The following is a 7,266-nucleotide window of genomic DNA, read 5'->3' as shown; positions in this document are numbered from 1 at the left end:
ACTGGCAAGACTTATCTCCTGAAATGGCCCAGCAAATCCTGATGGATAAGGCGGGGGGCATCATCATGATGTATCTGCTTTATGGCGTAGTGGGTTTTGGTTTGTTTGCGGCCTTGCTGATGATGACGCTGGAGCGTCAGCGGGAATTTGGGGTCATGTTGGCCACCGGGCTGCTGCGAAAGCGGCTGATTGCCCTTATCACTATTGAATCTTTATTTATCGCTCTGCTGGGTGTGGTTATCGGTTTGGTTATCGCAGCACCGTTTTTGATCTGGTTTTATTATAACCCGATAGTACTGACGGGCGAGACGGCGGAAATGATCCTTGAAATGGGTTGGGATCCCGTGCTGCCGGTATTGCTGGAGCCCTGGCTGTTCGTCAATCAGATAACCATTGTATTGGGCCTGTTATTGCTTTGCATGCTCTATCCGATGTGGCGTGTCTATCGGTTGGATTTGGTCAGTGCGCTAAAAGGAGGTGGACATGCTGGTTAAATTGGCCTGGCGCAACCTTTGGCGCAATAAATTACGTACCGGCATCATGCTCAGTGCCATGGTTTTCGGCCTCATGGGTGTGGTGAGTATGATGGGGTTTATGACCGGCATGTATGGCAGCATGATTGATAATGCCATCGCCTGGCAGACCAGCCATATCCAAATTCATAACAGTCGCTATCTTACCAACCCGGATATCAACTCAACCATTGTTGAATCACGCCAACTTATTGCAAAGATTGAACAGTTACCGCAGGTCAAAGCCTTGTCTGCCCGGTTTGTGGCCGATGGAATGGTGGCCTCGGCACGCAGTGCTCGCGGGGTTAGGATCAATGGTATCGACCTGGTATCCGAAGCGTCGGTCACTCCGCTGGCAGCCAATATTAAGCAAGGGGAATGGTTATCGGCTGAAGGACGAAATCCGATACTGGTCTCAACCAAAACGGCTGAGCGATTGCGGCTGCGTATTGGATCTAAGGTTGTGCTGACCTTTACCAACGCCAGCGGTGATGTAACCGGTGCCGCTTTTCGCGTTCGCGGGATTTTTAAAACGCCCTCGTCGGGGTTCGATGAAGGCAATGTCTTTGTCAGGCGCAGTGATTTAACCGCATTGGCCGGTATCGAAGGAAGCCATGAAATCGCCGTATTGCTGGATGATGAGCAGGCGGCATTTGCGCTGCGGGATGAATTGCAGAAGCAAACATCTGCGCAAAATACCGTTCGTGATTGGCAGCAGGTACAGCCGATGCTGGCATCAATCATTAATCAGATGGGGACCAGCAATGCAATCATGCTGGGCATCTTCGTCCTTGCCCTGAGTTTCGGCATTATCAACATCATGCTGATGTCAGTATTCGAGCGAACCCGGGAATTTGGTGTGCTGATGGCGGTCGGAATGCAAAAGCACAATATCTTTTTGTTGATCATGCTGGAAACGGCCTGGCTGGGTATTAGCGGTGCCTTGTTGGGGATAGCAGGCAGTCTTGGATTAATGCAATTGCTGCAGCATACCGGTGTACCGCTCGGTAAGGTGGCCGAAGGGCTGGGGGCGTTCGGTGTTGATACCACCTTGTACCCTCAGGTCTCCCTGATGGACTATCAGATGATTTTTATCACTGTCGTCGCGGCGAGCCTGTTAGCCGCCCTTTATCCGGCGCGGCAAATTCTAAAACAGCGTCCAGTTGATGCAATGGCGGAGAAACATTGATCATGACGATTCAGACCAACCAGCTGTGTAAGACCTATAACCCTGATTCGGATTTTCCGGTACGGGCCGTAAAGAGCCTGGATTTATCTATCGAGCAGGGAGAATTTGTTGCGGTAATGGGGCCTTCGGGGTCAGGCAAAACGACGCTGCTCAATATGTTGGGAGGCATAGATAAACCGACCTCGGGCGAGGTACGCATTGATGATTGCGATATCTGCGTACTGAAAGAAAAAGAGTTGATTGCCTTTCGTCGTGACCATATCGGGTTTATTTTTCAGGACTACAGCCTATTGCCGGTCTTGACTGCATTGGAAAATGTTGAGTTTGTAATGCAGTTGCAGGGACACAGTGAAAAAGCGTGCCGCAAGCGAGCCGAAGAGCTGCTTGAGCAGGTTGGCCTTACCGATCAGCAACATAAGATACCAGCCAAGTTATCCGGTGGTCAGCAGCAACGGGTAGCGGTAGCAAGGGCTCTAGCCCCAAGGCCACGCTTTGTGATGGCAGATGAACCGACGGCCAACCTCGATGCACAAAGTACCGCCGAGCTGCTGGATATTATGCAGCAGTTGAACGAGAAAGAAGGCACAACGTTTATATTCTCGACCCATGATCCGCGGGTGATAAAACGAGCACGCCGGGTGATTGTTTTTGAAGACGGGGAACTCAAAGAGGATCGTCGCCAGTGAAGGGGCTTTGCATGCTTGCCGGTCTCGCCAGTGTGTCGGTGATGGCACAAGTACCAGGAGTACCGGGACTGGAGCCGGAGCAGGACTGGGACCTAAACGGTTATGTCAAATACATGGCCACGGTAATTTTGCCCGACGCTCAAAGTGAAGGGCTCGATCATCTCATCCACCAGCGGTTTAATTTTGAATATCGCTTTAACCCGGATATGCGTTTTAATGTCGGCATGCGTAATCGCCTGTTGTTCGGTGATAGCGCAGAAATACCGGGGTTCGGACAACTTGTGGGGTTGGATCCTGGTTATCTGGATTTGACGACCAATTGGCTCGACAAGAACGGCGTGGTCGGCACCACGCAGTTTGATCGCCTGTACCTCACCTGGCAGCATCAGGACTGGCAATTGCAAACCGGTCGCTTTCGGATTAACTGGGGAATGGCAACGCTGTGGAATCCCAATGATATCTTCAATTCGTATTCGATTTATGATTTTGACTACGAAGAGCGTTCCGGTACGGATGCAGTGATGCTCAGCCGCAAGTTAGGATTTGCCAGTGCGGTTGATGTGGTTTACAGCCCAAGCCAGGACAGTGAGCTGCACAGTTATGCCGGGCGTTATTTCTTTAATCGGCAGGGATGGGATATGCAGCTGCTGGTGGGCAAATCGGGTTTGGATAATGTCGTTGGGGCAGGTTTCGCCGGAGACATCAAAGGGGCTGGGTTGCGCGGTGAAGTTGGTTGGTTCGATCCGGTTCGAGATCAATGGCAGGGTGAAAACCTGACATCCACTTCTGTTGCCAGTATCGAGGTCGATTACAGTTTTGGCGGGAAACGGAATTGGATGGTACGCACCGCTCTGCTACATATTTCTGATCCGCAGGAGCCGCGAAATGCTCTGGCATTTCTCAACTTGCCGCTCACTGCCCGTACCCTGAGCTTTACCGAATTAAGTAGTTATGCCGATGCCAGTTTTGATATTTCACCGCTGAGTAGGCTGACTTTCTCGGGTACCTACTATGATGACGGCTCATTTTTCGTCGGCGCAAGCAATACCTATTCATTGGCCGATGACTGGCAGATGCTGACTGTGATCCAGCGTTTTGACGGCAGCAGTGATAGTCTGTTTGGGCAAACAGCGAACACACAATTGTTCTGGCAAGTTAGGTGGAGTTTTTAGTCGCTTGAAGGTAAGTAGCTTGAATCAAATTAACGAAGGGGGAAGAGTAACGGGTAGCTAGACCCGTTACTCGTATTAACCTGTCTGGCTAGGCCATGTTGTGGCTTTGACCACCGGCGTCTCTTAGCCAGTTATGAAGGTGGGTTTGCAGATCGCCAAGCTGATCCGGGCCGATAATTGCCAGCCCCAGATCCTGGGCGCGTACAAGGTCATGATGGCGAAGTGGACGGAAGCTGACCAGCATCGCACGTGCCTGTAGGCCGCCAAGCAGGTCTCGCAGTGATTCCAGCTTGTATAGCGTGTCATCACCGTCGTCGCGCATGCCTTTAGTCTTACACTCGATGATATGAAGCTTGTTATTGACCACCGTTGCTACATCCAGCTCATTTCTGACTTCGCGTTCGCCAATCTTACGGTATACCTGCACACCCAGAGAGTGATCCTGAATGGTCGGCAACTCGTTCTGGATAGCACGTACGGTGCTGTGAACCAGATTCTCCAGCCACTCACCATTGGCAAAGCGGCGTGCTTCCTCGTGCTTGAACGTCAGGATGCCATTGTTGTAAGTGGCAAGCCCCGTATCTTCTAGATCGGACAGCAGCATCCCAAGCTCTTTGTAGCCTTGCTGTTTTTCGCTTAGCGCGACATCGAGTTTCTGTTCTTTACGGCAGGTGGTCGCAAGATAGTTAAGCGTGGCAAGGCCGGGGCCAAGTTCCAGTGCCGAGCTGGCCCAGCGCTGACCCAACTCCCACAGCTGATCGTTGAGTGCTTCTGGAACCATGGTTTCCGGCAGCTCACAACGGGCGCCGAAAATGGTCAGGTAATCGGTAAGTTGAATCCGGTCTTCGACCTGCTGTTGCTCGCGGTCCGAAGGATATAGCCAGCACATCTCGTCACTGTATGGCTCAATGACATAAATCGGCCAGTGGTAGGTACGGAATACTTCATAGGCCGATAGCAGGCGGTGGCGCAGGCCACAACTGGCGTTGAACCAAATCTCGGATTGTTGCTGTTTAAGCTCGGCGGCTAGCTCGTTTAGGCGGCGACGGATGCAGGTGATGTTAATGGAGTCTGGGATAGTAAAGAATTCGGCTTGAATGTTTCGGGGTGTGAGAATCGAAGCCAGTCGGTCATACTGTTCCTGCTGATCCAGAGTGCCGATAAAGACCATTTTATCGGCAGGAATGCCATGGTCGAGTAAAGGGGTTATCAGTCTTACGGGATCCTGATCGATAATGCCAACGTGAGTAATCATAATTATCCTTATGCTTTTACTCGTGTAGGCATATTAAAGAGTGGGAAGCAAAAGAACAGGCCAACACGACTTTTAGCAATTTATAGCTTTTAATGTTTAGTTCAATATTAGATATGGGGACGGAATATAAAGAATTCAAGTAAATACCGTCACCATGAGTAAATTATCCGATTTTGCTTCCGGGAATGTCCGCTTACTGTAAGTATTTGTCATTAATCACTACTTTGTCATTTTTTCGCGATTTGAAAATTGGAAGATGAGATTTCAGGATCATCGGAAGGATTTTGAGATGATGGCGCGGAAAATGATTGAAATCCTAAGAATGACGGTGACAATAGAGGGGATTGTATTAGCTTGTATTAATTATGACTCAGAAGCTCACTATTCTTGATATTGCAAAATTGGCCGGGGTAGGAAAATCAACAGTATCCCGTGTACTCACCAATGACCCAAAGGTAAAACCTGAAACCCGTGAAAAGGTTGAGCAGGTGATCCGGGATTCTGGCTATGTGCCGTCTAAGTCTGCGCAGGCTATGCGGGGTGGCAGTGCCTAAGTGGTTGGTATCATTCTTTCTCGTCTAGACTCACCGTCGGAAAATAAAGCGGTAAGCGGGATCCTGGAAGTGATCTATCAGGCTGGCTACGATGCCGTGATCATGGAAAGCCAGTTCAGTGCCGAGAAAACCAACGAACATCTTGCTGTTTTGCAAAAGCGTAATGTCGATGGGGTGATAGTGTTTGGCTTCTCCGATTGCGATTTGTCGGCGATAGAGGCGCTCAAGCATAAAGCGGTCGTTATTGCTGTGGATACCGATAGAATCTCGTCAGTCGGTTACGACAATCATGGCATTATCGAACTTGCCATGAACCATTTCGTACAGCAGGGCAAGCAACACATTAGTTATATGGGGGTAGATCCGAGCGATAAGACCACCGGCCTCATGCGTTTGAACGCCTATAAGGCCTGTTGTCAGAAGGCTGATATCGCTCCATGTTATCAGACTGGCCAGCTTAGCCATGAAAGTGCCTACCAGCTAACGGATGATGTGATCCGACCTGAAACAGAGGCGATAGTCTGTGCCAGTGATACCTTGGCAATGGGCGTTGCCAAGCGACTTCAGGAACTGGGGCGCAGTGATATTCAAGTATCCGGCGTCGGTGCCACAGATCTTCTCTCATTTATTTTCCCCAACACCTTCAGTATTGATCCGGGCTACTTCAAGGCTGGCCACGCTTCGGCTAACTTGTTGATCAAGCAGCTATCCGGACAGCAGAGCATTACTCATTTGACCCAAGAGGCAAGCCTGAAGTAAGGCCTGACTGTTAAACGGGCTCACTTATCCTACAATCGTGTTATAGGTGGGTCACGTTTAATAAGTAACCTGAATGTGTGAACTGATTCACGTTGTGGGAATGTTCCCATTTCCTTTTTGGGTTGGCTTTGCCATTATTATCTCGAGCGGTGGGAACATTCCCATTGCGGGATAACAATAACGACATTCCCTATCAAATATAAACATGGACATCGGCATGAGTAAGATTAATCGACAGCAAATCGAGCGTCTGGTGGAGTTAATCGGTGGCAGTGACAACATTGCTAGCGTTAGCCACTGTCTGACCCGACTGCGTTTTGTTCTTAGCGATACTGACAAGGCTAACGTCAAAGAAATTGAAGAAATCCCAATGGTGAAAGGGTGTTTCACCAATGCGGGTCAATTTCAGGTAGTGATCGGTACCGAAGTAGACGAGGTATATAAAGTTTTAACTGAGATGACGGGCAGTGCCGGCGCCAGCAAGGAAGAGGCAAAAGTGGCAGCCCGCCAGAATATGAGCTTGCTGGAGCGAGGAATTTCACACCTTGCCGAAATTTTTGTTCCGTTGCTGCCAGCAATCATCACCGGTGGTTTGATCCTCGGTTTCCGTAATGTCATCGGCGACATCCGGATGTTTGACGGTCAGACTCTGACCGAAATTAGCCAGTTCTGGGCGACAGTGCACTCCTTCCTGTGGCTGATTGGTGAAGCGATTTTCTTCTTCCTGCCGGTTGGTGTGTGTTGGTCGACAGTGAAGAAACTGGGCGGTACACCGATTTTGGGTATCGTACTGGGTGTGACCTTAGTATCACCGCAGTTGATGAATGCCTACCTCATCGGACAACAAGTACCCGAAAGCTGGGACTTTGGCCTGTTCGTCATTGAAAAGGTCGGTTATCAGGCGCAGGTGATCCCGGCAATGTTGGCAGGTATCGCATTGGCGTTTATTGAAACCAACCTCAAGCGGATTATTCCGGCGTACCTGTACCTGGTTATTGTACCGTTTGTTTCTATCATTGTGTCAGTGATCCTTGCTCACGCATTCATCGGTCCGTTCGGTCGTATGCTGGGTGATGCGGTTGGTTACGCGGCGAAAGTGGCAATGACAGGTGACTTTGCGATTCTGGGTGCTATGGTCT

The 7,266-nt window shown here is 50.0% G+C and carries 6 protein-coding genes and 1 pseudogene; 6 read left to right on the top strand and 1 reads right to left on the bottom strand.

The genetic code is table 11. The features are described 5' to 3' along the window. The 4 genes from MHN01_RS11270 to MHN01_RS11255 form a co-directional block, all read left to right on the top strand. Positions 1-494: ABC transporter permease (locus tag MHN01_RS11270; RefSeq protein WP_239411437.1), on the top strand; the 494-nt coding region annotated here is incomplete at its 5' end. Continuing rightward, positions 484-1,701, top strand: a complete 1,218-nt coding sequence (locus tag MHN01_RS11265; RefSeq protein WP_239411436.1) for an FtsX-like permease family protein — start codon at positions 484-486, stop codon at positions 1,699-1,701. The genes MHN01_RS11270 and MHN01_RS11265, both read left to right, overlap by 11 nt. A gap of 2 nt (positions 1,702-1,703) precedes the next feature. Next, positions 1,704-2,387 carry an ABC transporter ATP-binding protein gene (locus MHN01_RS11260; protein ID WP_239411435.1) on the top strand — a complete coding sequence of 228 codons (684 nt, stop codon included), beginning with the start codon at positions 1,704-1,706 and terminating at the stop codon, positions 2,385-2,387. Between the two features lie 11 nt (positions 2,388-2,398). Continuing rightward, complete coding sequence (locus tag MHN01_RS11255) at positions 2,399-3,559, top strand: hypothetical protein (protein ID WP_239411434.1); 1,161 nt, start codon at positions 2,399-2,401, stop codon at positions 3,557-3,559. An 88-nt stretch (positions 3,560-3,647) separates the two neighbouring features. On the opposite strand, the gene MHN01_RS11250 is transcribed toward MHN01_RS11255, so the two are convergent. Then, positions 3,648-4,814 carry a Card1-like endonuclease domain-containing protein gene (locus MHN01_RS11250; RefSeq protein WP_239411433.1) on the bottom strand — a complete coding sequence of 389 codons (1,167 nt, stop codon included), beginning with the start codon at positions 4,812-4,814 and terminating at the stop codon, positions 3,648-3,650. Between the two features lie 365 nt (positions 4,815-5,179). On the opposite strand from MHN01_RS11250, the pseudogene treR reads away from it, so the two are divergent. After that, positions 5,180-6,127: pseudogene (treR, locus tag MHN01_RS11245) on the top strand (trehalose operon repressor TreR). Positions 6,128-6,344: 217 nt separating this feature from the next. Beyond that, a partial coding sequence (treB, locus tag MHN01_RS11240) for a PTS trehalose transporter subunit IIBC (protein ID WP_239411432.1) occupies positions 6,345-7,266 on the top strand: 922 nt, incomplete at its 3' end.

The sequence above is a fragment of the Photobacterium sp. OFAV2-7 genome (assembly GCF_022347985.1).
Lineage (GTDB): Bacteria > Pseudomonadota > Gammaproteobacteria > Enterobacterales > Vibrionaceae > Photobacterium.
Note: the sequence above shows the minus strand (reverse complement) of the source record. Positions and strands in the feature narration are given on the sequence as shown.